Genomic DNA, 1,367 nt, shown 5'->3' on the forward strand with positions numbered 1-1,367 from the left:
AAGGCGAGTTGGACATCTGATCGGGCATGGTCGGCGCCCCTGGCCTGCGGATTCCGGTGTCTTGATCCCCTACACCACGTGGCGGGACGCCATCCGCGACCGTCGGCTCTTCGGCGTCCGCCGCCTTGCGGCCACGCCGGCGCCTCGGGCGTCACACCGGGGCAAGGCTCCCGCGAGCTGTCTGGTTCCAACTGCCCGACCATCTCCATGTCACGGCAACGAGGACCCGGCCGACCGTTGACGGGAGAGGTGCTCGATGCTGACACCAACGGTTCCGGCAAGCATCTTCGAGGGGCAGTGATCTCCATAAGCGACTATCTGAAGGCTGTCTTCGCCATGCTCGGCCCAGGAGAGGAACGCTTCGCTGACCCCGCTGCCTGGCTCAGCTTGGAGGCGGAACTCGCCAGGGCGTTTCCGACGGACTACAAACAGATCGTCGACGCCTACGCACCAGTGCAGATCAACGGCCATCTCACCCTGGACCACCCTGCGTCGGACTGGTGGAACCTGGGCGAGAAGATCCGCTCGACGTCAGAAATCTGGTCCAAGAGCAAATGGGAGTCCTACATCACTGGGCCGGCCGACGATCCTCGCGTCTTCTGCCGGCTTCCCCGACTCAGCTTCGGAACCGCCGAAGGCCTCATACCTGTCGCTGCTACTGATCAAGGAGCCGTGATCTTCGGAGCCCCGCAAGTCCACGGGTTCTCTGACGGTGTGGTGGTACAAGGGGCGGAGGGTTACTGGGTCGGACACCCCATGACCTTCGCCGAGTGGCTGTACCGCTACCTGATCGGCGAGGAGATGACGGGCTGGGACAGCGCGACCTTCTACCCCGGCCCCATGTGGCTGGAGTTGCCGCCCGCAGGACCAGGCCACCACACTCGCGAGGTGTACGGCCCAGAACGCGGAATGTGAGTTCAGCACTGACGGAGACACCTGACGAACGACCGTGCCCGACACGCCAGTCCATCAAGTACGGCATTGCCGAGACGTCGCTCCATGTGCCGGACGCTATGTGGCTCGCACGGGCAACTGCCTGCCGCCTGCGGCCGGCCTGCTCCGTCGGATCGAGCAACGGGTCGAAAATCGGTGGTCACCTGAGCTGACCGAGCCCACGCTGTACGCCATGGAAGAACCGCTTCGCAGGATTCGCGCGCTCCACACGGCGTCCACGATCACCGTCTACCAGGCGTACTCCCCTGAGATCGGACTGCCCGCCATCCGAGACGGCCGATTTCCCGCCGCGTGGAAGCCTGGCCGCATGACGTGGATTAAGAGGTCGTTTTCTCCCGTTGTTTCATCCCGGGATGCGATTTTGATCCGGGGATGTCGGGTCGCGCCAGGAGATGGTGTTCTCGCCGGTGAGG

The 1,367-nt window shown here is 64.2% G+C and carries 2 protein-coding genes; both read left to right on the forward strand.

Annotated elements, in window-relative coordinates; translation table 11 throughout:
- Positions 1 to 297: 297 nt before the first annotated feature.
- Complete coding sequence (locus tag AB0D57_RS47800) at positions 298 to 915, forward strand: hypothetical protein (protein WP_362088784.1); 618 nt, start codon at positions 298 to 300, stop codon at positions 913 to 915.
- 211 nt (positions 916 to 1,126) lie between these two features.
- On the forward strand, positions 1,127 to 1,367 hold a 241-nt coding region (locus tag AB0D57_RS47805), incomplete at its 3' end, for a DUF4291 family protein (RefSeq protein ID WP_362088785.1).

The organism is Streptomyces sp. NPDC048275, from assembly GCF_040652275.1.
Lineage (GTDB): Bacteria > Actinomycetota > Actinomycetes > Streptomycetales > Streptomycetaceae > Streptomyces.